Raw genomic sequence first — 25,312 nt, 5'->3', positions numbered from 1 at the left:
TTAAGAAACCATGACGCAAACTGCTATTCCATCGGGACCACTCGACCGCCGCGCCAGCCGCCGCGTGTTGATCTCGCACGGCGAGCGCAAAATATGGGTGGGCGGCGACGCGCCGGTGGTGGTGCAATCGATGACCAACACCGACACCGCCAACGCCATCGAGACCGCAATCCAGATCCGCGACCTGGCGCGCGCCGGTTCGGAGCTGGTGCGCCTGACCGTGGACCGTCCGGAAGCCGCCGAAGCGGTGCCGTACATCCGCGAACAGCTGGACAAGATGGACGTCGACGTGCCGCTGGTCGGCGACTTCCACTACAACGGCCACACGCTGCTGAACGATTACCCGGAATGCGCGAAAGCGCTGTCGAAGTACCGCATCAACCCGGGCAACGTCGGCAAGGGCGCCAAGCGCGACACGCAGTTTGCGCAGATGATCGAAGTGGCGGCGCGCTACGACAAACCGGTGCGCATTGGCGTCAACTGGGGCAGCCTGGATCAGGCGCTGCTGGCGCGCATCATGGACGAAAACGCCGGCCGCGAGAATCCGTGGACTGCGCAGCAGGTGATGTATGAGGCGCTGATTACCTCGGCCATCGAGAACGCCGTGCGCGCCGAAGAACTGGGCCTGGGCCGCGACAAGATCATCCTGTCGTGCAAGGTCTCGGGCGTGCAGGATTTGATCGCCGTGTATCGTGAACTGGGCAAGCGCTGCGACTATCCGCTGCATCTGGGCCTGACCGAAGCGGGCATGGGCAGCAAGGGCATCGTCGCCTCGACGGCGGCGCTGTCGGTGCTGCTGCAAGAAGGCATCGGCGACACTATCCGCATCTCGCTGACGCCGGAGCCGGGCGGCGACCGCACCAAGGAAGTCGTGGTCGGGCAGGAGATCCTGCAAACCATGGGCCTGCGCAAATTCACGCCGATGGTGATCGCGTGCCCGGGCTGCGGCCGCACCACCTCCACCACTTTCCAGGAGCTGGCGGATAACATTCAGACCTTCCTGCGCGACCAGATGCCGGAGTGGAAAAAGACCTATCCGGGCGTGGAGGCGATGAACGTGGCCGTGATGGGCTGCATCGTCAACGGTCCGGGCGAATCGAAGCACGCCAACATTGGCATCAGTTTGCCGGGCACCGGCGAATCGCCGGCGGCGCCGGTGTTTGTCGATGGCGCCAAATTCGCCACGCTGCGCGGTGAGCGCATCGTCGAGGAATTCCAGGAAATCGTACTAAATTACGTTAAGAAGAACTACAGTAAAGAACATGTCCAAATCTGAAAAAATCACTGCCGTTAAGGGCATGAACGACATCCTGCCGACCGACTCGCATCTGTGGCAGCTGTTCGAGAACACCGCGCAGTCGGTGGTGCAGAGCTATGGCTTCCAGCAGATCCGCACGCCGATCGTGGAAGACACCGCGCTGTTCAAGCGCGCCATCGGCGCCGTCACCGACATCGTCGAAAAGGAAATGTACTCTTTCGAAGACTCGATGAATGGCGACCAGCTGACGCTGCGTCCTGAAGGCACGGCCGGCGCGGTGCGCGCCGTCATCGAACATAACCTGGTCTACGAAGGCCCGAAACGCCTGTGGTACACCGGCCCGATGTTCCGCCACGAGCGCCCGCAGCGCGGCCGCTATCGCCAGTTCTACCAGTTCGGCTGCGAAGCTGTGGGCTTCTCCGGTCCGGACGTGGACGCGGAAATGATCATCATGTGCCGCCGCCTGTGGGATGATCTGGGCCTGCCGGAAATCCGCCTGGAGATCAATTCGATCGGCGACGCCGAAGAGCGCGCGCGCCACCGTGTCGACCTGATCGCCTACCTGGAAAAGCACGAAGACATCCTTGACGCCGAAGCCAAGCGCCGCCTGCACAGCAACCCGCTGCGCATCCTGGACACCAAGAATCCTGCTATGCAGGACATGGTCAACGCCGCGCCGAAGCTGATGGACTACCTGGGCGAAGAGTCGCTGGCCCACTTCAACGGCGTGCGCAAGATCCTCGACCACGCCAACGTGCAGTACGTGATCAATACGCGCCTGGTGCGCGGCCTGGATTACTACAACCGCACCGTGTTCGAATGGGTCACCGATGCACTGGGCTCGCAGGGCACCGTGTGCGCCGGCGGCCGTTACGATCCGCTGATTGCATCCTTCGGTGGCAAGCCGACGCCTGCCGTCGGTTTCGCCATGGGCATCGAACGCCTGCTGGAACTGATGAAGGAAGCCGGCGAGCCGGATGCGCCTAATCAGTGCGACGTCTACCTGGTGCACCAGGGCGAAGCGGCGCAGCTGCAAGCCTTCGTGCTGGGCGAGCGCCTGCGCGATGCGGGCCTGGACGTGATCATGCACGGTTCCACCGCCGCCGGTCCGGGCAGCTTCAAGTCGCAGATGAAGAAGGCCGACGGCAGCGGCGCATCGTTCGCCGTCATCATCGGTGACGATGAAGTGGCCAACAACACCGCCGCCGTGAAAGCGATGCGCGCGGCGGAAGGCGACCAGCAGCAAACCACGGTGCCGTTCGAGGAAGTGGTCGACTTTGTGGTGGACCAGATCACCGACAGCGGCGACCACCATCACCACGTGCACGACGAACACTGCAACCACTAATTCAACCAAACCAACGATACGGCAGACGAATACCATGGCATACGATCTTGAAGAACAAGAACAAATCGCGTCCCTCAAAGCTTGGTGGGACAAATACGGCAACGCCACTACCTGGGTAGTGATCGCGGCGCTGGCGGCGTACTCCGGCTGGACCGGCTGGAAGTACTACGAGCGCAATCAGTCAGGCCAGGCCTCGGCGCTGTACGCCGAGCTGCAATCGGCGGTGGAAGCCAAGGACAACGCCAAGGTGCTGCGCGCCGCCGGCGACATGGAAAGCAAATTTGGCAGCACCACCTACGCGCCGATGGCCGCACTGGTGGCCGCCAAGAGCGCGTTTGAAGCCAACGATCTGAAATCGGCCAAGGCCCAGTTGCAGTGGGCGGCCGATCACGGCGCCGACGAATTCCGCGCGGTCGCCAAGATCCGTCTGGCCGGCGTGCTGCTGGATGAAAAAGCCTACGATGAAGCACTGAAGGTGCTGTCGGGCGACGTGCCGGCGCAATTTGCCAGCGCCGTGGCGGACCGCAAGGGTGACGTGCTGGCCGCGCAGAACAAGCTGGCCGAAGCCCGCGCCGCCTACCAGGCCGCGCTGGACGCCGACAAGAAGAATCCGGGCCGTCAACTGATCCAGCTGAAACTGGAAGCAATCGGCGGCTCCGTGCCGGCTGAAAAAGGCGCAGCTTAACGGCAGGTCGTTCCCGCGCACGCGGGAATCCATGCTGAGTATAGACTCCCGCATGCGCGGGAGCGACGGCTCTAACGATCAAGGTTTATAAATTATGCGTATTACCGAAAAAGTAGTTGCAGCAAGCGTGTTTGCGATGTTGGCCGGTTGTTCCTTGTTCGGATCCAAAGATGCCAAGAACCAGCCGGCGGCGCTGGTGGAGTTGAAAAACCCGACGCTGTCGCCGAAGACGGTGTGGAAGTACTCGGTCGGCAAAGCCGGCAATGCAGTCTTCACGCCAGCGGTGGTGGGCGACAGTGTCTACGTGGCCGATGCCGGCGGCGCACTGGTACGCCTGAACGCCGCCACTGGCAAGGAAATCTGGCGCGTCAAAACCGGCACCGACCTGACGGCCGGTGTGGGCAGCGACGGCGAAGTGGTGGTGGTCGGCGGCGTCAAGGGCCAGATACTGGCCTATGACATCAACGGCAAGCAGCTGTGGAAGGCGCAAGCCACCAGCGAAGTGCTGTCGTCGCCGGAAGCGGGCGGCGGCCTGGTGGTGGTGCGCAGCGTCGACAACGTCATCACCGGCTTCGACGCCAAGACCGGCGACAAGAAATGGAACGTGACCCGTACCACGCCGGCCCTGACCCTGCGCAATGCGCCGGGCATGGTGATCGCCGCGCCGAACGCGTACATCGCCCAGCCGGGCGGCAAGCTGCTGGCGCTGGCGCTGGCGGCAGGTCAGCAGCGCTTTGAGGTAGTCGTCGGCGAACCGCGCGGCGCTACCGAACTGGAACGCGTGACCGACATCGCCGGCACGCCGGTCATTTACGAGAAAGACATCTGCGCGGTTTCCTATCAGGGCCGCGTAGCCTGCTTCGACGTCGCCACCGGCGCGCCGAAGTGGAGCAAGGCCGCTTCGTCCGACAAGGGCGTGGCGGTCGATCAGCGTTTCGTTTTCGTTTCGGATGACAAGGGCTCCGTGTCCGCGTTCAGCCGCGAAAACGGCGCTAACGCCTGGAAGAACGACAAACTGACCTTCCGCGTGCTGTCGACCCCCGTGTCGTATGGCCGCGCAGTGGCAGTTGGCGACTACCAGGGTTACATCCACTTCCTGTCACGGGAAGATGGCGCATTTATTGGTCGTGTGGCGACCGACGGCAGCCCTATCCAGGCTGATCCCGTCATCGCTGGCACGAATTTGATTTTCCAAACCCAATCAGGGACAGTGACCGCACTCGCGGTCGAGTAATAAAATGAAGCCGGTAATCGCACTAGTGGGTCGACCCAATGTAGGGAAATCGACCTTGTTCAATCGTCTGACCCGCTCGCGCGATGCGCTGGTGGCGGACTTGCCTGGGTTGACGCGCGATCGTCACTATGGCGAGGGCCGTGTCGGCGAACGTCCCTTCCTCGTTATCGACACCGGCGGCTTTGAGCCGGTGGCCAAGGAAGGCATCCTCCACCAAATGGCCAAGCAAACCAAGCAGGCCGTGGCCGAAGCTGACGTTGTCATCTTCCTGGTCGACGGCCGCCAGGGCTTGACCCCGCACGACAAGACCATCACCGACTTCCTGCGTAAAAGCGGCCGTCCGGTGCTGCTGGTCGTGAACAAGGCGGAGGGCATGCGCTACAACGCAGTGGTGGCGGACTTCTACGAACTGGGACTGGGCGAACCGGCTGTCATTTCGTCGGCACACGGCGACGGCGTGCACGATCTGGTCGATCTGGCGCTGGATACGGCGTTTGAAAAGCGTCCGGAAGATCCGGAAGAGCTGGAGCCAACCGATCGCGGTATCAAGATCGCGCTGGTGGGCCGTCCCAACGTCGGCAAGTCGACGCTGATCAATACCCTGGTGGGTGAAGAACGCGTCATCGCTTTCGACATGCCGGGCACCACCCGCGACTCGATCGAGATTCCGTTTGAGCGCGACGGCAAGCAGTACACGCTGATCGACACCGCCGGTATCCGCCGCCGCGGCAAGGTATTCGAAGCCATCGAGAAATTCTCGGTGGTGAAGACGCTGCAATCGATCTCGGAAGCCAACGTGGTCGTGCTGATGCTCGACGCGCAGCAGGACATCTCCGAGCAGGATGCGCATATTGCCGGCTTCGTGCTGGAGACCGGCCGCGCGCTGGTCATCGCCGTCAACAAGTGGGACGGCCTGCGCACCGACGAACGCGACGAGATCAAGATCGACATCGACCGCAAGCTGGACTTCCTCGGCTTCGCCAAGATGCACTTCATCTCGGCGCTGAAGGCGCAGGGCATCGGTCCACTGATGAAGTCGCTGGACCAGGCCTATGCCGCCGCGTTTGCCGACCTCTCGACGCCTAAGCTGACCCGCGCGCTGATCGAAGCGGTGGAGAAGCAGGAGCCGAAGCGCAAGGGTTCGATCCGTCCGAAGATGCGTTATGCGCACCAGGGCGGCATGAATCCGCCGGTGATCGTCATCCACGGCAATGCACTCGACGCCATCAGCGATCCGTACAAGCGTTATCTGGAGAAGCATTTCCGCGAGACGTTCAATCTGGTCGGTACGCCGTTGCGGATCGAACTGCGCACGGGTAAGAACCCGTTCGCAAAAACTTCCGGAAAATAAGGTTTTTTTTGCAGGAACAGCCTGCAAAAAAAACAAAAACAAGGTACAGTGGCTTAGAAGCACCACTTTTCACGTGGCGAGCGGTGTTTCAGCGAAAATAGTTTGACTTTTAAAGACTTTTCGCTGGGCCACGACCTTGAATTCAAGCGTTTCGCCTCCACTTCCAACACAACAACATAAAATGGAGCTGTTATGAGCAATAAAGGGCAACTGTTACAAGACCCATTCCTGAACGCCTTGCGCAAGGAACACGTTCCTGTTTCGATCTACCTGGTCAACGGCATCAAGCTGCAAGGCCACATCGAATCGTTCGACCAGTACGTCGTACTGCTGCGTAACACTGTGACCCAGATGGTGTACAAGCACGCCATCTCCACCGTGGTGCCGGCGCGCGCCGTCAACCTCAATATTGAAAACGAAGCGGAATAAGCATTTGCAGCATCGCTTCTCTCCACATAGCGTGACCGTCGTATGCGCGCAGCTTTAGTCGGTATCGATTTCGGCCAGGGCGACTTTGCCGCCAGCGTCGAGGAACTCAACCTGCTGGCGCGTTCAGCCGGGGCGGAACCGGTGACGGTGATCACGGCAAAGCGCTCCGCTCCGGACGCGGCTTATTTCGTCGGCAGCGGCAAGGCGGACGAAATCGGCCAGGCCGTGCTGGCCGACCGCATCGAAATCGTCATCTTCAACCACGCGCTGTCGCCGGCGCAGCAACGCAATCTGGAAAAGCGCCTGAACATTCGGGTGCTGGACCGGACCAGTTTGATCCTTGATATTTTCGCGCAGCGCGCGAAGAGCCATGAGGGCAAGCTGCAAGTTGAGCTGGCGCAGCTACAGCACCTTGCGACCCGATTAATCCGCGGCTGGACTCACCTTGAGCGCCAGAAGGGCGGTATCGGCTTGCGCGGCCCCGGTGAAACGCAGCTGGAAACCGATCGCCGATTGATCGGCGAGCGGGTCAAGGCCCTGCGCGCGCGTCTGGCCAAGCTGCGCAAGCAGCACGAGACCCAGCGCCGTTCTCGCAACCGTACCCAGACGTTCTCGATTTCGCTGGTCGGTTACACCAATGCCGGCAAATCCACCCTGTTCAACGCGGTGACCAAGGCCGGCGTGTATGCGGCCGACCAATTGTTCGCCACGCTGGACACGACCTCGCGTCGCGTCTACATGGGCGAGGAAGTCGGCAACGTGGTGCTGTCCGATACGGTGGGTTTCGTGCGCGAGTTGCCGCACCAGCTGGTGGCGGCATTCCGCGCCACGCTGGAAGAGACCATTCATGCCGATCTGCTGCTGCACGTGGTGGACGCCGCGTCGCCGGTACGCATGGAGCAGATCGAGCAGGTCAACCTGGTGCTCAAGGAAATCGGCGCCGATCATATTCCGCAGATTCTGGTGTGGAACAAGATCGACGCGGCCGACCTCGAACCCTCGGTTGAGCGAGATGAATATGATAAGATTTCTCGCGTCTTCCTCAGTGCCCGCACTGGCGAAGGCCTGGACTTGCTGCGCGGCGCCATCACCGAATGGGCCAAGGCCGCGCCGAACGCGCGCCTGCAGCAGCCGTACGACACCGAAGACACACAAGAAGAATTAGAAGAAGTAGAGAGCAGTCCCACCCTCACTGACGTTGGATCACACTAATGCGTGTCTCCTCACTTATGAAACGACTCGGCTTGAAGCTGTCGCTGAACGACCCTCGCTGGGGGAAGGACAACAAGCCGCAGGCCAATGAAGGCAAGAAGCCCGGTGAAGGTCCGCCGGATATGGAGCAGCTGTGGCGCGACTTCAATCAGAAGCTGAACAACCTGTTCGGCCAGAAGCGTCCGCCCAACAATAACAACGACAACAACGGCAGCGGTGACGGCGGCGGCAATCGCCCCGATCTCGCCGGCGGCATCCGCGCCACGGCTGGCGCCATTGGCGCGGTGGTAGCGCTGATCTGGCTTGCCAGCGGTTCGTTCATCGTGCAGGAAGGCCAGACCGGCGTGGTCTACACCTTCGGCAAAGTCAGCCACACCACCGGCTCCGGTTTCAACTGGCGCTGGCCGTATCCGTTCCAGAGCGACGAGACGGTCAAGGTGTCGCAGATGCGCATGGTGGAAATTGGCTACCGTGGCAATATCAAGAACAAACAGGCGCGCGAATCGCTGATGCTGACCGATGACGAAAACATCATCGACATCCAGTTCGCCGTGCAGTTCAAGCTGAAAGATCCGGTCGCGTGGTTGATGAATAACCGCGACGAGGAAGACACCGTGCGCCAGGTCGCCGAGACGTCGATCCGCGAAATCGTCGGCAAGAACAAGATGGACTTCGTGCTGTACGAAGGCCGCGACAAAGTGGCGTTTGAAACCCAGCAGCTGATGCAGCAGATCCTCGACCGTTACGCCTCCGGCGTGCTGGTGTCCAGCGTGACGCTGCAAGCGGTGCAGCCGCCGGAGCAGGTGCAGATCGCCTTCGACGATGCGGTGAAAGCAGGGCAGGACCGCGAGCGTCAAAAGAATGAAGGCCAGGCTTACGCCAACCAGGTGATTCCTACCGCGCGCGGCGCCGCTTCGCGCCTGCTGCAGGAAGCCGAGGGCTATCGTTCGATGGTGGTGGAAAACGCCACCGGTAATGCCTCGCGCTTCAAGCAGGTGCTGGTCGAGTACCAGAAAGCGCCAGGCGTGACGCGTGACCGCATGTACCTGGACACCATGCAGCAGATCTTCTCCAGCGCCTCCAAGGTGATGGTCGATGCGAAAAGCGGCAGCAATCTGCTGTATCTGCCGCTGGACAAGCTGATCGCCCAAGCCGCGGCCACCGATGCGCAAGCCACCGCGGCGCGCGCCGCTGCGGCGGCACAGGCGGCCGGCGGCTCGCCAGCCACCAGCGCCACGCTGCCATCCGACCTGATACCGTCGGTGGAAGTCAACCGCCTGCGCGACCCGCGCACGCGCGAGTCCTTACGTGACCGGGAGAGCCGTTAATGAATCGCATAGCTAGTACCGTTGTCCTGGCGTTCATCGCGCTGATGCTGCTGTCGTCGACCGTGTTCGTGGTCGACCAGCGCAAGTATGCGATCGTGTTCGCACTGGGCCAGATCAAGGAAGTGATCCGCGAACCGGGCCTGCACTTCAAACTGCCGCCGCCGTTCCAGAATGTGGTGTTCCTGGATAACCGCATCATGACGATCGAATCGCCGGATGCCGAGCGTTTCATCACCGCCGAGAAAATGAACATCCTGGTGGACAGCTTCGTCAAATGGCGCATCGGCCGCGGCGAAGCCCAGCCCAAGCTGTACTACGTGACCTTTGGCGGCGAAGAAAGCCGCGCGCGTGATCGTATGTCGCAGATCATCAAGGCGGCGCTGAATGAAGAAATTACCAAGCGCACCGTGGCGGAAGTGATTTCCGGCCAGCGCGGCAAAGTGATGGAAGGCATTCGCGCCAAGGTAGTGCAGGAAGCCGCCCAGATCGGCGTCGAGATCATCGACGTGCGCCTGAAGCGCGTGGAATATGTTGAGCAGATCAACACCTCGGTGTACGAACGCATGAAGGCCGAGCGCATGCGCGTGGCCAACGAGCTGCGCTCGACCGGCGCGGCGGAATCGGAAAAGATCCGCGCGGATGCCGATCGTCAGCGTTCGGTGATCCTGGCGGAAGCGTACCGGGAAGCGGAAGAAACCAAGGGTGAGGGCGATGCCAAGGCATCCGCCATCTATGCTGATGCATTCGGCAAAAACCCTGAGTTCTACAAGTTCTATCGCAGCCTGGAAGCTTACCGCACCACCTTCAAGAACCATGGCGACGTGATGGTGATGGATTCCAGCTCGGACTTCTTCAAATACTTCAAGGGCGCTGGCGCCGGCGGCGCAGCCCCGGCTCCGGCCAAGAAGTAACCCGAGGCTACGGCAAAGGGTCGGACCCCGTACAGGGTCCGACCCTTCAGTCGCCGGCCGGCGGACAGCCCCGCATCAGCGTGGGTTCGCATCTTTTTCCCCTCATTCAACGCATTTTCGCGTAAAATATCAGGTTCGGCCGTCCAGTTTGGTGGCCTCGGCCTGCGTGCCGCATTGTTCATTTCTTAAATAAATAGTCCCATGCCGAATTGGCTGCTGCCTGAGAATATCGCCGACGTTTTGCCGTCGGAAGCTCGCAAGATTGAAGAGTTGCGTCGCCTGATGCTGGATAATTTCCGTCTGTACGGCTACGAGCTGGTCATGCCGCCCTTGCTGGAATACCTGGAATCGCTGCTGACCGGCGCCGGTGAAGACACCGACCTGCGCACCTTCAAGCTGGTCGACCAGCTGTCGGGCCGCATGCTGGGCCTGCGCCCGGACATGACCACGCAAGTGGCGCGCATCGACGCCCACCTGCTGAATCGCACGTCGGTCACGCGCCTGTGCTATGCCGGCAGCGTGCTGCATACCCGTCCCTCGGGCCTGCACGCCACCCGCGAGCCGTTGCAGATCGGCTGCGAGATGTACGGCCATGCCGGCCTGGAAGCCGACGCCGAAATCCAGGAACTGGCGCTGGCCTCGCTGGCCCTGGCCGGGTTCACCGAAGTGCGGCTGGACCTGATGCACGTCGGCGTGCTGCGCGCGTTGCTGGATAATTGCCCGGCCGCCCAGCGCGACCAGGCGAAACTGTATGCCGCGCTGCGCGCCAAAGACGTGCCGGACCTGCAGGCGCTGACCAAGGATTACGCGCCGCTGGTGCGCGACGCCTTGCTGGCACTGCCGTCGCTATACGGCGACGTCGATGTGCTGGCCAAAGCGCGCGAAGTGCTGCCTGATCTGCCGGGCATCGCCAAGGCGCTGGCCGAACTGGCCGCACTGGCGGCGTCGGCGCTGGGCCGGGCCCAGGTCGCCATCGACCTGGCCGACCTGCGCGGTTACCAATACGAAAGCGGCGCGATGTTCGCGCTGTATGTACCAGGCTTGCCGAACGCGGTGGCGCGCGGCGGCCGATACGATCACGTAGGCGAGGCCTTCGGCCGGGCACGTCCCGCCACCGGTTTCTCGCTCGACCTGCGCGAACTGGCGCGCCTGTTGCCTACTGCGGAGCGCAAGCATTCGATCCGCGCGCCGTGGGGCAATGCGCCGGAATTGAAGGAAAAAATCGCCGAGCTGCGCAAGTCCGGCGAAGTGGTGATCCAGAGTATGCCGGGTCACAGCCACGAACTGGACGAGTTCGAGTGCGATCGCGCGCTGGTCCTCGAAGAGCATGGTAGTAACTGGATTCTTAAAAACTTAGGTTAATGTGATGTCAAACAAAAACGCAAAAAACGTCGTCGTCATCGGTACCCAATGGGGCGATGAAGGTAAAGGCAAAATCGTCGACTGGCTGACGGATCACGCGCAAGGCGTGGTGCGCTTCCAGGGCGGCCACAACGCCGGCCATACGCTGGTTATCGGCGGCGTCAAAACTGCGCTGCAACTGATCCCGTCGGGCATCATGCGCCCGGGCGTGGCCTGCTACATCGGTAACGGTGTGGTGGTGTCGGTGCCGGACGTGCTGCGCGAAATCGACAAACTGGAAGCGGTCGGCGTCGAAGTCGCCTCGCGCCTGAAAGTGTCGGACGCGGCGCCGGTCATCCTGCCTTACCACGCTGCGCTGGATCACGCCCGTGAAGCCGCCCGCGGCGACGCCAAGATCGGCACCACCGGCAAGGGCATCGGCCCGGCCTACGAAGACAAGGTGGCGCGCCGCGCCATCCGCATCGCCGACCTGCTGAACGAAAAACGTTTCGCCGAAAAACTGGAAGCCAATCTGGACTACCATAACTTCGTGCTGGAAAACTATCTGAAAGCACCGAAGGTCGACTACCAGAAGACCCTGGACGACGCGCTGGCCTACGTGCCGCGCCTGCGTCCTATGGTGACCGACGTTTCGAGCGCGCTGTACAAGGCGCACAAGGCCGGCGCCAGCCTGCTGTTCGAAGGCGCCCAGGGCTCGCTGCTGGACGTCGACCACGGCACCTATCCGTTCGTGACCTCGTCGAACTGCGTGGCCGGCAATGCCGCCGCCGGCGCCGGCGTCGGCCCGAGCATGCTGCACTACGTGATGGGCATCACCAAGGCCTACACCACCCGCGTGGGTTCCGGTCCGTTCCCGTCGGAGCTGCCAACCGACGCCGGCGTGGGCCACCACCTGGCGCAAGTGGGCCACGAGTTCGGCACCGTGACCGGCCGTGCCCGTCGCTGCGGCTGGTTCGACGCCGCGCTGCTGCGCCGCTCGGTCCAGATCAACGGCGTGACCGGCATGTGCATCACCAAGCTGGACGTGCTGGACGGCCTGGAAACCCTGAAGCTGTGCACCGGTTACACCATCAACGGCGTGGCCACCGACATCTTCCCGTCGGGCGCTGAAGAAGCCGCGCTGTGCGTGCCGGTGTACGAAGAAATGCCGGGCTGGACCGACACCACCGTCGGCGCCAAGTCGATGGACGCGCTGCCGGTGGCCGCCCGCAACTACATCAAGCGTATCGAAGAGTTGGTCGGCGTGCCGGTCGACATGGTATCGACCGGTCCGGATCGTGAAGAAACGATCGTGCTGCGTCATCCGTTCGCGTAATCAAGGAATCTTATGACCACTCCACAAACCAACGAAAAACACCTCTGGGTCTCCTGGGACGAATACCACCGCCTGATCGAGCGCCTGGCGCTCAAGGTGCATGAATCGGGCTGGAAGTTCGACATGGTGCTGTGCCTGGCGCGCGGCGGCGTGCGTCCGGGCGACGTGTTCTCGCGCATCTTCGACGTGCCGCTGGCGATTCTGTCGACCAGCTCGTACCGCGAAGACAAGGGCACCACCCAGGGCGACCTGGACATCGCCAAGTACATGACGATGACCAAGGGCCCGCTGTCGGGCAAGATCCTGCTGGTCGATGATCTGGCCGACTCCGGCGTGACGCTGACCAAGGTCATGCAGCACCTGAAGGACAACTTCGACGGCGTGACCGAAGTCAAATCGGCCGTGATCTGGACCAAGGGCAGCTCGGCCTTCCGCCCGGACTACCAGATGGAAGAACTGCCGCACAATCCATGGATCCACCAGCCGTTTGAAGACTATGACGGCCTGCGTCCGCACCAGCTGGCGGCGTGGATCAAGAAAGGCGAAACGGCCGCTTAAGCCGTGTTAACAAGGGAGCTGCGGCTCCCTTTTTTCTTCAAGAGAGTTTATGACTCAAGACTTCTTCCAGACCTTCATCCTGCTGGTGCTGGTGACCGACCCCTTCGGCAATGTGCCGCTGTTTGCCAGCGTGCTCAATCCGGTGCCGGTGGCGCGCCGGCCGCGCATCGTCATCCGCGAATGCGGCATCGCCTTTGTGCTGCTGCTGATCTTCATGTTCTTCGGCCGTCACTTCCTGGCGGCGCTGCACCTGTCGGAAGTGGCGCTGCGCATCGGCGGCGCCGTGATCCTGCTGCTGATCTCGATCCGCATGATCTTCCCGCATCCGGATGGCGTGCTGGGCCGCACCGACGGCGCCGAGCCGTTCATCGTGCCGTTGGCGATTCCGGCGCTGGCCGGACCGTCGGCGCTGGCCACGGTGCTGCTGTTCTCGCGCGAAAGCACCGGCGAAGTGCTGGTGCACGTGGCGGCGCTGGCGGCGGTGGGCGTGGTGTGGCTGCTGGTGTTTCTCAGCGCCGAGAAGCTGCAGAAAGTCCTCGGTCCGCAGGTGATGACCGCCTTCGAGCGCCTGATGGGTCTGATCCTGACAGCGATGTCGGTCGAAATGCTGCTGGGCGGCATCCGCGAGTTCGTCAAGTCGCTGTAAGGTTGGCGGCGGCGCCGGCGTGGCGCCGCTGCGTACAAAAATCCACAACATTGTAAAAAAGCTTTGGTGCGCGCCGAAAACGCGAGTAGACTTTATTCGAACGTCATGTAACCGGTTACATTCGTCATTGATCGAGCCGGTTTTATTTTTAGATAACGATGTAACCGGTTACATTTTAAAGAAGGCAGGCTATGGCGGTAACCATCAAGGATGTGGCGCAGGCGGCGGGCGTGTCGGTGGCGTCGGTGTCGCGCGCGCTCAACGGCCACGCCAGCATTACCGACGACACCCGCAAGCACGTGCTGGACGTGGTCAAGCGCATGCGCTACATGCCGCATGTTGGCGCGCGCAGCCTGACCACCAGCACCACCAACACCATCGGCGTGCTGCTGCCTGACCTGTACGGCGAATTCTTCTCGGAGATGATCCGCGGCATCGACGGCGCCGCGCGCCGCCACGGCCTGCAGCTGATGGTCTCCAGCCTGCACGGCGATGCCGACGAAGCGGCGCTGGCGTTGCGCGCCATGCGTGGCCGCGTCGACGGCCTGCTGGTGATGTCGCCGCACGTCGACGCCGCCTTCCTGTCCGATAACCTGCCGGACGAGCTGCCGATCGTGCTGATGAACACCGCCAGCGGCGGCGCTCACTATCCGTCGCTGTCGGTCGACAATTACAGCGCCGCCCACGCCATGGTGGCGCATCTGGTGGCCTGCGGCTACCAAGACATCGCCTTCCTCGCCGGCCCGGCCGGCAACTACGAAGCGCAGGAACGGCTGCGCGGCTACCACGCGGCGCTGGCGCGGCTGGCGGCAGGCGCAAAGCCGCGCGTGTTCGAAGGCGATTTCTCCGAGCAGTCCGGCGAGGCGGTCGGCCGTGCGCTGTTGGCTATGCCGGCCGACCAGCGTCCCGCCGCGCTGTTCGCCGCCAACGACATGATGGCCATCGGCGCGCTGCTGACGCTGACCCAAGGCGGCCTGCAGGTGCCGCGCGACATGGCGCTGGCCGGCTTCGATGATATTCCCATCGCGCGCTATGTCAGCCCGGCGCTGACCACGGTGCGCGTGCCCATCGCCGAGCTGGGCGTGCAGTCGCTGGAGCGCCTGCTGGCCGCTATCGGTGACGCCGGCCGCAGTGAGGCCAGCATGGAAATGCTGGCCGCCGAACTGGTGTTGCGCGCCTCGACGGGAGAGTCCAGTTCACCCTAAGCACGACCGCAGCACCACAGCTTCATGACCTAGATACATACAAAAAAATCAGGAGACAACCATGAAAACGACACACCGCATTCCCGTACTACGTTTGTCCGTGATGGCGGCCGCACTGGCCGCCGCCTTGCTGGCCGCACCCTACGCCAGCGCGCAATTGAGCAGCGCCACGATCCAGGGGCAGGTGACGCGCGGCAGCGCGGCCGCCGCCGGCACGCCGGTGACGGCGGTCAATCAGGCCAACGGCTACGCCTACAACGCCGTGACCCACGCCGATGGCAGTTATGTGCTGACCGGCGTGGCGCCGGGCACCTATCAGATCAAGGTCGGCAATCAGCAGTCGGAACTGGTGACCGTCAGCGTTGGCCAGACCAGCCAGGTCGACCTGCAATTGCAAGAGGGCATGACGCAGGTGGTGATCACCGGTTCGGCCACGCGGCGCGACGTCGCCGGCTCCGAGGTCGGCACGTCGGTATCGCGCCAGCAGATCGAGAAGCTGCCGCAGGTGACGCGCAACTTCCTGTCCTTCGCCGACCTGGCGCCGGGCGTGCGCTTCGACGTCGACCAGAGCGGCAATGTCAAGCTGCAGAGCGGCTCGCAGAATCAGGACAACGTCAACGTCTTCATCGATGGCGTCAGCCAGAAGAACAACATCCTGCGCGGCGGCGTGTCCGGCATCGATTCGAGCCGCGGCAATCCGTTCCCGCAGTCGGCGGTGGCCGAGTACAAGGTGATCTCGCAGAACTACAAGGCCGAGTATGACCAGGTGTCCAGCGCCGCCATTACCGCCGTCACCAAGTCGGGCGGCAACGAGCTGCATGGCGATGCCTTCTGGGACCACACCGGCACCAACCTAACCGCGCTCGATCCGTTCCAGAAGACCGCCGAAGCGCAGGGCGTGGCGCGGCCGGCGTCCTCGCAGGACCAATACGGCATGACGCTGGGCGGACCAATCAAGAAAGACGTCGCGCATTACTTCTTCGCCTACGAGGGCAAGAAAATCGACAGCCCGCGCCAGGTGATCCTGCAGCGCACCGATTTGCTGCCCGACGCCGGCATCGTGCCGTCGCTGCTGGCGCAGCAGGGCGCCGCCGTCTCCACCTTCAAGGAAAACCTGTTCCTGCTGAAGATCGATGCGCAGATCGGCGAGGACCAGCGGGTCGAGGCCACGGCCCGCATCCGCCGCGAGACCGACCAGATCCCGGAAGACGCAAAGCTGAGCGTCGCGGAGAACACCCTCAACCGCAGCAACGACGAGGACCGCTTCGATTTCAAGCATGAGTGGAGCGGTCGCGGCTTCCTCAACGAGGCCCGCGTGGGCTACGAAAAATACACCTGGAATCCGCATTCGACGGCGGTGGCGCCGTATATCCGCTACCAGGTTTCCCCCAGCAACAGCGACAACAACGTGGTGGACGTGATCATCACCGGCGGCTCGCCCAACAACCAGTTCCGCGAGCAGCGCGGCGAGATGGTGCAGGACGACCTGACCTACACCGGCATGCGGGGCCACACGATGAAGGGCGGCTTCAAGATCAAGCATATCAGCTACGACCTGTCCGGGACCGCGCGCGCGGTGGACCAGCTGTATGAACGGATCGACACCGTCACCGGCCTGCCAAGCATCATCCGCACCGACGGCGCGATTCCCGCCTCCGGCGTCGATTTCGACAACAACCAGTACGGCGTCTACTTCCAGGACGACTGGCAGGTCAACAACAAGCTGCTGCTGAACCTCGGCCTGCGCTACGACTACGAAGACAATATGCTGAACGACAGCTATGTCACGCCGGCCGACCGCGTCGCCATCTTCAACAAGCAGGACCCGCGCGACGGTGCGCCGGCAGGGCAGACGTATGCACAGTCGCTGGCCAAGGGCGGCGTCAACATCAACGACTACATCAGCACCGGCAACAGCCGCAAGCCGTTCAAGAACGCATGGGCGCCGCGGCTCGGCCTTTCGTACGACATCAACGGCGACCGCGCCTCGGTGCTGTTCGCAGGTTGGGGCCGCGCCTACGACCGCACCATCGCCAACCACGCGCTGGACGAAGCGCAGAAGAACGCGCAGGCCGGCGGCGAAGTGTGGCTGATCAAGAACGACCACAAGATGGCTTACACCGACCAATACAGTTTCGGCCTGCGCCAGGCGCTGGGCATGTGGAACGGCGAGGCGGGCTACACCAACTCGCGCAGCCATAACCAGTTCAACTGGTTCGGCGGCAATCGCGATCCGCAAGGCGGCTACGGCAGCGCGAGCCCGATCGATCCGCTGTTCGGCTCCATGCCGGGATACTCGACGCTGGTGCTGGGTGACTTCATCAGCCAGGCCAAGACCGACTCGGTCTACCTGAAAATGGACAAGCCTTACAGCAAAGCCTCGACGTGGAGTCTCGGCGCGACCTATACCTACAGCCGCGGCGAGACCACCAACAAGGAATGGACCAACAATATCTTCAACTGGACTTACGGCCGCTATCCGTATGCGTGGAATCCATCGACGGATGTCGAACGCCATCGCCTGGTGGTGGCCGGCGTGTCGGATGGCTTGCTGCCGTGGGGCCTGATGCTGTCCGGGAAGCTGACGCTGGGCTCCGGCCTGCCGTACCGCATCACCGATTGTTCGACAGGCTTCGACCAGTGCGTGTCCGCCAAGGGCGAGGGAAGCGCCTTCCATCAGGTGGATGTGGGCCTGTCGAAGGAAGTGGCGTTCCGCTTCGGCCGCGTATCGCTGCGCGCGGACGTGCTCAACCTGTTCAACAGCATCAACTACGGCGGCTACGATGGCTGGGGCGGTGGACCGGGTAATCCGCAAAATCGCCTGGGCGGTGACAACAAAAACCTTGGCACGCCGAATTCGGTCGGCGGCCCGATGCGCACCGTGAAGTTCAGCGCGCGTTATGCATTCTAAGGACCGCCGCATGCGACCACACGCCCGTCATACCGTCCTGAATCTGTTGCTGGCTTCCTGCGCGCTGGCTGGCGCGGGAGCAGCGGCGGCGCGCGATACAGCGTTGCCGCCGGTGTTCGACGACCTGCAACAGCGCACCTTCCGCTTTTTCTGGGATACCACCAATCCCGCCAATGGCCTGGTTCCGGACCGGTATCCGACGCCGTCCTTTTCCAGCGTGGCGGCGGTGGGCTTCGGCCTGACCGCCTATCCGATCGGCGTCGAGCGCGGGTACATTACGCGCCAGCAGGCGCGCGACCGGGTACTGGCCACGCTGCGCTTCTTCCGCAACGCGCCGCAGGGCGATGGCAAAGGCACCGTCGCCAGCGGCTACAAGGGTTTCTTCTATCACTTCCTCGACATGAAGACCGGCCTGCGCTACAACGACAAGGTGGAACTGTCGACGGTGGACACGGCACTGTTCCTGGCCGGGGCGCTGTTCTGCGAATCCTATTTTGACGGCAGCGACGCCGGCGAACAGGAAATTCGCAAGCTGGCGAAAGAGATCTATGAGCGGGTCGACTGGACCTGGGCGCAGACGCGCAAACCCTCCATCGCACTGGGATGGGAACCGGAATCCGGCTTCCACGGCTACGACTGGAAGGGCTATAACGAAGCGATGCTGATTTACGTGCTGGCGCTGGGATCACCGACGCATCCGGTACAGCCGGACGCCTGGAAAGCGTGGACCAGCACCTACGACAAAAGCCTGCAAGGCCAGCGCGGCGAGGAACACCTTGGCTTTCCATCGCTGTTCGTGCACCAGTACAGCCATGTGTGGATTGATTTTCGCGGCATTCGCGACGACTACATGCGGACGCGCGGCTACGACTACTTCGAAAACAGCCGCCGCGCGACATACGCACAGCAGGCTTACGCGGTGGCCAATCCGCTGCGCTGCAAGGGCTATGGCCAGAACGTCTGGGGGATCACCGCCAGCGACGGTCCAGTCGACCAGGTGCTGGAGTACAACGGCACGCAGCTGCCATTCCGCACCTATTCGGCGCGTGGCATCGGTGGCCTGAAGGCCTATGACGACTGCACGCTGGCGCCAACCGCCGCCGCTGCGTCACTGCCGTTCGCGCCGGAGATCGTGGTGCCTGCGGTGCTGGAAATGAAGCAGCGCTACGGAGACTTCATCTACGGCGAGTACGGCTTCTACGACGCCTTCAATCCCAGCTTTACCTACAACGTGCCGGTGTCGCAAGGGCAGGTGGTGGCCGGCAAGGGCTGGGTGGACAAGGATTACCTTGGCATCGACCAGGGGCCGATCATCGCCATGACGGAGAACTACCGCAGCGAGCTGGTATGGCGCGCCATGCGCAAGCACCCGGCGATCCGCCTTGGACTGCAACGCGCCGGCTTCACCGGCGGCTGGCTGGAAAAATGACGCGACTGGTCTCCATCGCACTGTTGCTGTCGCTGGTCGCGCTGCTGTCGTCCTGTTCGCAGCGGCAGGAGCAGGGCGTGGTGCTGAAGTTCTGGGCCATGGGGCGCGAGGGCGAAGTGGTCACGGCGCTGATTCCGGAATTCGAGCGCACGCATCCCGGTGTGCGTGTCGAAGTCCAGCAACTGCCATGGACCGCCGCCCACGAGAAGCTGCTGACCGCTTTTGCCGGCGAAGTAATGCCGGATGTTTTTCAACTCGGGAATACCTGGATACCGGAGCTTGAAGTGCTGAACGCACTGGCGCCGCTGGACGGCTATGTCGCCGCATCGGCGGTGGTCAGGCAGGATGACTACTTCCCCGGCATCTGGGACACCAATGTGGTGAACGGCAGGCTGTGGGGACTACCGTGGTACGTGGACACGCGGGTGATGTTCTACCGCCAGGACATGCTGAAACGCGCCGGCTTCAACACGCCGCCACAAACGTGGGCGGGGTGGATGAAGGCGATGACCGCCATCAAGCGCATGGTCGGTCCGGACAACTACGCCATCCTGCTGCCGAGCGATGAATTCGAACCGCTGCTGGCACTGGCGTTACAGCAGGACGAACCGCTGCTGCGTAACGGCGACCGCTATGGCAATTTCCGCAGCGCCGGCTTCCAGCGCAGCCTACAGCTGTATGCCGACATGTACGCGCAGAAGCTGGCGCCGCTCAACCGCATCACCAACGTCTATCATGAATTCGGCATGGGTTATGTATCGTTCTACATCTCGGGCCCCTGGAATATGGGCGAGTTCAAACGCCGGCTGCCGGCCGAGCAGCAGGACAAGTGGATGACCGCCATCCTGCCAGGACCAGCGGGACCGGCTGCCTCGGTGGCCGGCGGCTCCAGCCTGGTGCTGGCGGCGTCGTCGCGCCACAAGACGGAAGCGTGGCAATTGATCGAATACCTGTCGCGTACCGACAGCATGGCGCGCTTCAATGAACTGACCGGCGACCTGCCGCCGCGACGCAGCAACTGGACCCTTCCCAAACTGGCGCAAGACGTCTACGCACGCGCCTTTGCGCAGCAGTTCGAGCGCGTGCGGCCAACACCCAAGGTGCCGGAGTGGGAGCAGATCGCCACAGAAATGCGGCTGGTGGCCGAACGCGTGACGCATGGCGAACTGACCGTCGCGCAGGCCGCTGAACTGCTGGACGCCAAGGCCGATCACATACTGGAAAAGCGCCGCTGGATGCTGGCGCGGAAGGAGGCGCGATGAATTCGCAACGTGCCGCCTGGTGCTTCGTCGCGCCTGCGCTGCTGGTCATCAGCGTGTTCTTCTTCCTGCCGGTGCTCGCTGCGCTGATCATGAGCCTGACCGATTTCGACATCTACGCACTGGCCGATCTGCGCAACCTGCGCTTTGTCGGCCTGCGCAACTACATCCAGCTGCTGCAAACGCCGCTGTTCTGGCAGGCGCTGGGTAATACGCTGTATTTCGTGGTGGTCGGCGTGCCGCTGTCGATCGCCGCTTCGCTGGGCGCCGCGCTGCTGCTGCATTCGCGGCTGACGTGGTTCAAGGGCCTGTTCCGCACCGCGTTCTTCGCGCCGGTGGTGACCTCGCTGGTGGCGGTGGCCGTGATCTGGCGCTACCTGCTGCACACCCGCTACGGCATGATCAACTACGGCTTGCAAGAACTGGGAATACCGGCGATCGACTGGCTCAATGATCCGCAGTGGGCGATGCCGGCAATTATCCTGTTCGCGGTGTGGAAGAACTTCGGCTACAACATGATCATCTTCCTGGCCGGGCTGCAAAGCATTCCCGAGGATCTGTACGAGGCGGCAGGACTGGACGGCGCGGGCACGTGGCAGCAGTTTCGCTTCGTGACCTGGCCGATGCTCGGGCCGACGCTGCTGATGGTCAGCATCCTCAGCATGACCGGCTACTTCCAGCTGTTCGCCGAACCGTATGTGATGACGCAGGGCGGGCCGGTGCAGAGCACCGTCAGCGTGCTGTATTTCATGTATGAGCAAGGCTTCAAATGGTGGAACCTGGGCGCCGCATCAGCGGTGGCGTTCGTACTGTTTGCGATCATGTTCGGCGTCACGCTGCTGCAACTGCGCTTTGCCAAGGGAGGCGAGGTATGAAACCGCGTGCCTTGCTGCTCAATGGCCTGATGCTGGTCGCGGGCTTGCTGACGCTGTTCCCGCTGCTGTGGATGTTGTCGTCGTCGCTGATGACGCCCGGCGAGTCCAGTGCATTTCCGTTGCAGGTTCTGCCAAAGTCGCCAACGCTGTTCAACTACCGCGAGTTGTTCAGCCACGCCGGCATCGGCCAGTACCTGCTGAACAGCGTACTGCTGTCGTGCGCGGCGACGGTGCTGTCGCTGCTGTTCAACGTCAGCGCCGGCTATGCGTTCGCCAAGCTGCGCTTTCAGGGCCGCGAACGGATCTTCAAGGTGATGCTGGGGGCGCTGGTGATTCCGAGCCAGGTGGCGATGCTGCCGCTGTTCCTGCTGCTGAAATATATGGGACTGGTGAATACCTACGGTGCGGTGCTGGTGCCGGCGATGGCGGGCATCTTCGGCATCTTCCTGGTGCGCCAGTATGCGTTGACGATCCCGGACGCCTTGCTGGAAGCGGCGCGCATGGACGGTGCCAGCGAGTTCCAGATCTTCCGCATCATTGTGCTGCCGCTGCTGACGCCCATCCTGGTCACACTGGGGATCTTCACCTTCCTCGGCACCTGGAACGATTTCATGTGGCCTTTGATCGTGTTGACCGACAAGGAGCTGTACACGCTGCCGGTGGCATTGGCATCGCTGTCGCGCGAGCATGTGCAGGACAATGAACTGATGATGGCCGGGTCGGTGCTGACCGTGCTGCCGGTGCTGCTGTTGTTCCTTGGTCTGCAGCGCTACTACATCCAGGGTCTGCTGGTGGGGAGCGTCAAGGGATGAAGATGCCGAGCGCATTCCTGGCCCTGATGCTGACTGCGGGCGCCGCGCTGGCCGCGTCGCCACGCGTGCTGGACGATTTTTCCAACATCGCAGCATGGCAGGCGCAGGCCTCCGACGGCGTGCAATCCCGCGCCAGTGCCGCGGACGGCGGCCTGCGGCTTGATTTCGACTTCGCCGGCAAGGGAGGATACGCCTTCGCGCGCCGCAGCCTGCCGCTCGATTTGCCGGACAATTACGAAATTTCTTTCTATGTGCGGGCCGACGCGCCGGCCAACCATTTCGAGTTCAAGCTGACCGATGCCAGCGGCGACAACGTCTGGTGGTTCCAGCAGCAAAACTATGCCTTCCCCAAACAATGGCAACTGGTGCGAGTCAAGAAACGCCAGATCGCATTCGCCTGGGGACCGACCAAAGATCGCAACCTGAGCCACGCCGACAAGCTGGAATTCGTCGTCAGCGCCGGCAGTGGCGGCGGCAAAGGTTCGATCTACTTGCGGCAGCTGACGATTCGCGCTTTGCCGCCAACGCCGGCTGTGTGGCCGCAGCCGACGGCGCGCGCATCATCGGCATTGCCGCGCGGTGGTGCGGCGCTGGCCCTGGACGGCAACCCAGCCAGCGCCTGGCGCAGTGCCGGCGGCGAGCAGCAGCTGGTCATCGACCTCGGCGCGCAGCGCGAATTCGGCGGCCTGCTGCTGCACTGGCAAGGCCGCCGTTATGCCAGTCGCTATGATGTAGCCCTTTCCGACGACGCCCAACAGTGGCGCACGGTACGTCGCGTCGCAGAAGGTAACGGCGGCGACGATGCCTTGCGCTTGCCGGAGTCGGAGGCGCGCTACATCCGCCTGGCGCTGCACGCCGGCCCCGCCGCAAATGCCGATGGCTACGCGCTGGCGGAAGTGGAACTGAAAGACCTGGCTTACGGCGCCACGCCGAACCAGTTCCTGTCGGCGGTGGCCGCCAGCGCGGCACGCGGCCTGTATCCGCGCGGCTTCAGCGGCGAGCAGCCTTACTGGACGCTGGTTGGCGTCGACGGCGGCGGCGACCACAGTGCGCTGATTTCCGAAGACGGCGCGCTGGAGGCGAAACAGGGCGGCTTTTCGCTTGAGCCGTTTGTGCGCGATGGTGACCGACTATTTAGCTGGGCCGACGTGGAAGTCAGCCAAAGCCTGGAGGACGGTTACCTGCCAGTGCCGACGGTGACGTGGCGCCATCCGTCATGGACGCTGAGCGTGACCGCTGCTGCCGCCGGCACCCCAGCAGTGTCGCAACTGCTGGCGCGTTACACGCTGACCAATCTGGACGCGAAGGTGAAGAAACTGACGCTGGTGCTAGCTGCGCGTCCGTTCCAGGTCAACGCGCCGCGCCAGTTTCTCAACACGCCTGGGGGCTATAGCGCGATCACCGATCTGCAATGGGACGGCAAGGCGCTTACCATCAACGGCAGCGGCAAGGTCTATCCGCTTACACAGCCTGCCGGCATCGCGCTGGCTTCGTTCGATGCGGGCTTGCTGCCAGCCGAGCGCGCGACTGCAATGCGCAATGCCCCGTCGCCGGCAAGCGGACAGGCGTTGCACGATGACGTTGGCATGGCTTCCGCTGCGCTCAGCTATGACGTCACGCTGCCACCGCACGGAAGCGTGGTGCTGGGCGCCGTGTTACCGATGGCGGGCGAAGCGGCCAGCCCGGCTCCCGCCAGGCTGGCGCCGCAGCGCGATCCAGCCGGTTGGCTCACCAGACAGCAGGAGCAGGTCGCCGCCGGCTGGCGCGCCAGACTCAATCAGGTCAAGCTCTCGCTGCCGGCCTCCGGCCAGCACATGGCCGATACGCTGCGCTCCTCGCTGGCCCACATCCTGATGACGCGTGAAGGCGACGCGCTGCAGCCAGGAACCCGGTCCTACCGCCGCTCCTGGATACGCGATGGCGCCATGATGTCCGAGGCGTTGCTGCGTCTCGGTCAGGCGGAAACCGCCGCCAGCTATCTGCGCTGGTACGCGCCATACCAGTTCGATAACGGTAAGGTGCCGTGCTGCGTGGACTCGCGCGGCGCCGATCCGGTGCCGGAAAACGACAGCCATGGTGAACTGATATTCCTGGCCGCTGAACTGCATCGCTACACGCAGGACAAAGCCGCATTGGCCGCCGCCTGGCCGCGCATCGAGGCTGCCGCAAACTACATGGAAAAGCTGCGCCAGTCCGAGCGCATGGACGCCAATCGTGCCGCCGGCCGGGAAGCGCTATTTGGCCTGATGCCCGCCTCGATCAGTCACGAAGGCTACTCGGAAAAGCCGATGCACTCCTACTGGGACGATTTCTGGGCCATGCGTGGCTACAAGGACGCCGCCGACGTCGCCGCAGTCCTCGGTCATACCGCCGCCGCACAACGTCTGGCAGCACAGCGCGACGAATTCCGTCACGACCTTTACGCGTCGCTGGAGGCCAGCACCCGCGCGCACGGCATCGACTACCTGCCCGGAGCGGCGGAGCTGGGCGACTTCGACCCGACATCCTCCACCATCGCACTGACGCCCGGCGGCGAGCAGCAGCAACTGCCGGCTGCGATGCTCAAGGCAACCTACGAAAAATACTGGGACTTCTTCCGCGCGCGCCGCGACGGCAGCAAAGCCTGGGAAGACTATACGCCCTATGAACTGCGTAACGTTAGCGCCTTCATTCGTCTTGGCTGGCGCGAGCGCGCGACGGAACTGCTGGACTACTTCTACGCCGACCAGCGCCCCCGCGCCTGGAACCAGTGGGCCGAAGTGGTAGGCCGCGATGCGCGCGCGCCGCGCTTCCTCGGCGACATGCCGCATGGCTGGATCTCGTCGGACTACATTCGCGCCGCGCTCGATTCCTTCGCCTACGAACGTGAAGCCGATCACGCGCTGCTGCTGGCGGAGGGCGTACCGACTGCATGGCTGGCCGGCGACGGCGTCGGCCTCCAAGGCCTGCGCACGCCGTATGGGCCGCTCAGCTACACGCTGGCGCGGCAAGGGGGGCAGCTCACGTTGCGCATTGCGGCGATGGCAAAGATGCCGCCCGGCGGCTTGATCTACACCTGGCCGTGGCCTGCCGCTCCTGCTGCGTCTAGCCTCAACGGCCAGCCGGTGACATGGCAAGGCCGCCAGATCGCCATTACCAGTCTGCCAGCGGTCCTGCATATCGATGGCGCGCCGTTTTAACTTTC

General features: G+C 63.1%; 20 protein-coding genes. All 20 read left to right on the top strand.

What is annotated here, in order from left to right:
- Positions 1-10 precede the first annotated feature (10 nt).
- The 20 genes from ispG (at position 11) to HH213_RS02285 (ending at position 25,307) form a co-directional block, all read left to right on the top strand.
- The gene (gene ispG, locus HH213_RS02380; protein ID WP_169110539.1) at positions 11-1,276 is read left to right on the top strand and encodes a flavodoxin-dependent (E)-4-hydroxy-3-methylbut-2-enyl-diphosphate synthase; all 1,266 of its coding nucleotides are present in this window, start codon (positions 11-13) and stop codon (positions 1,274-1,276) included.
- Positions 1,263-2,606, top strand: coding sequence for a histidine--tRNA ligase (hisS, locus tag HH213_RS02375; RefSeq protein ID WP_110849068.1), 1,344 nt, complete (start codon positions 1,263-1,265; stop codon positions 2,604-2,606). The genes ispG and hisS overlap by 14 nt, the downstream gene beginning before the upstream one ends.
- A 34-nt stretch (positions 2,607-2,640) precedes the next feature.
- Positions 2,641-3,291, top strand: coding sequence for a tetratricopeptide repeat protein (locus HH213_RS02370; protein WP_169110537.1), 651 nt, complete (start codon positions 2,641-2,643; stop codon positions 3,289-3,291).
- 94 nt (positions 3,292-3,385) lie between these two features.
- Positions 3,386-4,525: an outer membrane protein assembly factor BamB gene (gene bamB / locus HH213_RS02365; RefSeq protein WP_110849066.1), complete on the top strand. Its 1,140-nt coding sequence runs from the start codon at positions 3,386-3,388 to the stop codon at positions 4,523-4,525.
- Between the two features lie 4 nt (positions 4,526-4,529).
- Positions 4,530-5,876, top strand: a complete 1,347-nt coding sequence (gene der / locus HH213_RS02360) for a ribosome biogenesis GTPase Der (RefSeq protein WP_110849065.1) — start codon at positions 4,530-4,532, stop codon at positions 5,874-5,876.
- Between the two features lie 192 nt (positions 5,877-6,068).
- On the top strand, positions 6,069-6,305 hold the full coding sequence (hfq, locus tag HH213_RS02355; RefSeq protein WP_072780809.1) for an RNA chaperone Hfq: 237 nt from the start codon (positions 6,069-6,071) through the stop codon (positions 6,303-6,305).
- A 42-nt stretch (positions 6,306-6,347) separates the two neighbouring features.
- A complete protein-coding gene (gene hflX / locus HH213_RS02350) occupies positions 6,348-7,517 on the top strand; it encodes a GTPase HflX (RefSeq protein WP_110849064.1) in 1,170 nt (389 codons plus the stop codon).
- A 17-nt stretch (positions 7,518-7,534) separates the two neighbouring features.
- A complete protein-coding gene (gene hflK, locus HH213_RS02345; RefSeq protein ID WP_229263256.1) occupies positions 7,535-8,845 on the top strand; it encodes an FtsH protease activity modulator HflK in 1,311 nt (436 codons plus the stop codon).
- Entirely contained in the window at positions 8,845-9,756 is a 912-nt protein-coding gene (gene hflC / locus HH213_RS02340; protein WP_169110532.1) for a protease modulator HflC, read from the top strand. Before hflK ends, hflC begins: the two co-directional genes overlap by 1 nt.
- Before the next feature lie 201 nt (positions 9,757-9,957).
- Positions 9,958-11,118: an ATP phosphoribosyltransferase regulatory subunit gene (locus HH213_RS02335; protein ID WP_110849061.1), complete on the top strand. Its 1,161-nt coding sequence runs from the start codon at positions 9,958-9,960 to the stop codon at positions 11,116-11,118.
- Positions 11,119-11,122: 4 nt separating this feature from the next.
- Positions 11,123-12,433, top strand: a complete 1,311-nt coding sequence (locus HH213_RS02330) for an adenylosuccinate synthase (protein WP_161044114.1) — start codon at positions 11,123-11,125, stop codon at positions 12,431-12,433.
- Between the two features lie 12 nt (positions 12,434-12,445).
- Positions 12,446-12,991: a phosphoribosyltransferase gene (locus tag HH213_RS02325; protein ID WP_110849059.1), complete on the top strand. Its 546-nt coding sequence runs from the start codon at positions 12,446-12,448 to the stop codon at positions 12,989-12,991.
- A 49-nt stretch (positions 12,992-13,040) separates the two neighbouring features.
- Complete coding sequence (locus HH213_RS02320) at positions 13,041-13,637, top strand: MarC family protein (protein ID WP_110849058.1); 597 nt, start codon at positions 13,041-13,043, stop codon at positions 13,635-13,637.
- A 191-nt stretch (positions 13,638-13,828) separates the two neighbouring features.
- Positions 13,829-14,842, top strand: coding sequence for a LacI family DNA-binding transcriptional regulator (locus HH213_RS02315; RefSeq protein WP_169110530.1), 1,014 nt, complete (start codon positions 13,829-13,831; stop codon positions 14,840-14,842).
- A gap of 61 nt (positions 14,843-14,903) precedes the next feature.
- Complete coding sequence (locus HH213_RS02310) at positions 14,904-17,753, top strand: TonB-dependent receptor (RefSeq protein WP_169110528.1); 2,850 nt, start codon at positions 14,904-14,906, stop codon at positions 17,751-17,753.
- Positions 17,754-17,763: 10 nt separating this feature from the next.
- Positions 17,764-19,182: a glucoamylase family protein gene (locus HH213_RS02305; protein ID WP_199240540.1), complete on the top strand. Its 1,419-nt coding sequence runs from the start codon at positions 17,764-17,766 to the stop codon at positions 19,180-19,182.
- Positions 19,179-20,444 (top strand): sugar ABC transporter substrate-binding protein, encoded by a 1,266-nt coding sequence (locus HH213_RS02300; RefSeq protein ID WP_169110526.1) that lies wholly within the window; start codon positions 19,179-19,181, stop codon positions 20,442-20,444. Before HH213_RS02305 ends, HH213_RS02300 begins: the two co-directional genes overlap by 4 nt.
- Positions 20,441-21,316, top strand: a complete 876-nt coding sequence (locus HH213_RS02295; RefSeq protein ID WP_110849053.1) for a carbohydrate ABC transporter permease — start codon at positions 20,441-20,443, stop codon at positions 21,314-21,316. Before HH213_RS02300 ends, HH213_RS02295 begins: the two co-directional genes overlap by 4 nt.
- Complete coding sequence (locus HH213_RS02290) at positions 21,313-22,128, top strand: carbohydrate ABC transporter permease (RefSeq protein ID WP_161044120.1); 816 nt, start codon at positions 21,313-21,315, stop codon at positions 22,126-22,128. The genes HH213_RS02295 and HH213_RS02290 overlap by 4 nt, the downstream gene beginning before the upstream one ends.
- Before the next feature lie 2 nt (positions 22,129-22,130).
- Positions 22,131-25,307, top strand: a complete 3,177-nt coding sequence (locus HH213_RS02285) for a discoidin domain-containing protein (protein ID WP_217363486.1) — start codon at positions 22,131-22,133, stop codon at positions 25,305-25,307.
- Positions 25,308-25,312: the final 5 nt, after the last annotated feature.

Origin of the sequence: Duganella dendranthematis, from assembly GCF_012849375.1 — a bacterium.
GTDB classification, from domain to species: Bacteria; Pseudomonadota; Gammaproteobacteria; order Burkholderiales; family Burkholderiaceae_D; genus Rugamonas; species Rugamonas dendranthematis.
The sequence above is the reverse complement of the archived record's forward strand: the minus strand, read 5'-3'. Positions and strand labels throughout refer to the sequence as shown.

Coding starts and splice junctions, on each gene's coding strand:
- ispG (WP_169110539.1), top strand. CDS start 11: ATGACGCAAACTGCTATTCCATCGGGACCACTCGACCGCCGCGCCAGC.
- hisS (WP_110849068.1), top strand. CDS start 1,263: ATGTCCAAATCTGAAAAAATCACTGCCGTTAAGGGCATGAACGACATC.
- HH213_RS02370 (WP_169110537.1), top strand. CDS start 2,641: ATGGCATACGATCTTGAAGAACAAGAACAAATCGCGTCCCTCAAAGCT.
- bamB (WP_110849066.1), top strand. CDS start 3,386: ATGCGTATTACCGAAAAAGTAGTTGCAGCAAGCGTGTTTGCGATGTTG.
- der (WP_110849065.1), top strand. CDS start 4,530: ATGAAGCCGGTAATCGCACTAGTGGGTCGACCCAATGTAGGGAAATCG.
- hfq (WP_072780809.1), top strand. CDS start 6,069: ATGAGCAATAAAGGGCAACTGTTACAAGACCCATTCCTGAACGCCTTG.
- hflX (WP_110849064.1), top strand. CDS start 6,348: ATGCGCGCAGCTTTAGTCGGTATCGATTTCGGCCAGGGCGACTTTGCC.
- hflK (WP_229263256.1), top strand. CDS start 7,535: ATGAAACGACTCGGCTTGAAGCTGTCGCTGAACGACCCTCGCTGGGGG.
- hflC (WP_169110532.1), top strand. CDS start 8,845: ATGAATCGCATAGCTAGTACCGTTGTCCTGGCGTTCATCGCGCTGATG.
- HH213_RS02335 (WP_110849061.1), top strand. CDS start 9,958: ATGCCGAATTGGCTGCTGCCTGAGAATATCGCCGACGTTTTGCCGTCG.
- HH213_RS02330 (WP_161044114.1), top strand. CDS start 11,123: ATGTCAAACAAAAACGCAAAAAACGTCGTCGTCATCGGTACCCAATGG.
- HH213_RS02325 (WP_110849059.1), top strand. CDS start 12,446: ATGACCACTCCACAAACCAACGAAAAACACCTCTGGGTCTCCTGGGAC.
- HH213_RS02320 (WP_110849058.1), top strand. CDS start 13,041: ATGACTCAAGACTTCTTCCAGACCTTCATCCTGCTGGTGCTGGTGACC.
- HH213_RS02315 (WP_169110530.1), top strand. CDS start 13,829: ATGGCGGTAACCATCAAGGATGTGGCGCAGGCGGCGGGCGTGTCGGTG.
- HH213_RS02310 (WP_169110528.1), top strand. CDS start 14,904: ATGAAAACGACACACCGCATTCCCGTACTACGTTTGTCCGTGATGGCG.
- HH213_RS02305 (WP_199240540.1), top strand. CDS start 17,764: ATGCGACCACACGCCCGTCATACCGTCCTGAATCTGTTGCTGGCTTCC.
- HH213_RS02300 (WP_169110526.1), top strand. CDS start 19,179: ATGACGCGACTGGTCTCCATCGCACTGTTGCTGTCGCTGGTCGCGCTG.
- HH213_RS02295 (WP_110849053.1), top strand. CDS start 20,441: ATGAATTCGCAACGTGCCGCCTGGTGCTTCGTCGCGCCTGCGCTGCTG.
- HH213_RS02290 (WP_161044120.1), top strand. CDS start 21,313: ATGAAACCGCGTGCCTTGCTGCTCAATGGCCTGATGCTGGTCGCGGGC.
- HH213_RS02285 (WP_217363486.1), top strand. CDS start 22,131: ATGCCGAGCGCATTCCTGGCCCTGATGCTGACTGCGGGCGCCGCGCTG.